Origin of the sequence: Acinetobacter genomosp. 33YU, assembly GCF_001990725.1 — a bacterium.
Classification (GTDB): Bacteria; Pseudomonadota; Gammaproteobacteria; order Pseudomonadales; family Moraxellaceae; genus Acinetobacter; species Acinetobacter seifertii.
In genome coordinates, this window is sequence record NZ_LFZQ01000025.1 from 1 (window position 1) to 419 (window position 419).

A 419-nucleotide genomic window follows, 5' to 3' on the forward strand; every position below is an offset into this window, starting at 1 on the left:
GTTACCGCTGTATTAGCAGTATTTTGTGCTGCTGCCGCATTCGTTACCGCTGTGTTTGCGGTGTTCTGAGCAGTGGTTACATTCTGGTTCGTGGTATTTAACTGGCTACCATTTACTGCATCTGTAGAACTTGCTGAAATGGTTCCTGCCGCGACATTTGTAATCTTCTGATTAGCCGCATTAATACCAGCAGTCGTTACACTTGGACCGCCTGTAATCGTCAAACCACTGTTATCAACCTTAGAATTGCCGACCGTTATACTGCCTGCGTTCGTTAAACTAATGTTGTCATTTACATTGTATTTATAGGTGTTGGTGGCAGGGTCATAAACTGCTGTGGTGTTGGTGCCATTGGCAAAGTTAACCGTTTCACCTAACTTCACGTTGTCTGCTGTACCACCATTCACACTAAAGTTCAG

General features: G+C 44.4%; 1 pseudogene. It reads right to left on the minus strand.

What is annotated here, in order from left to right:
• Positions 1-419, minus strand: a pseudogene (locus tag AC056_RS19985) (hypothetical protein); the annotation flags it as partial.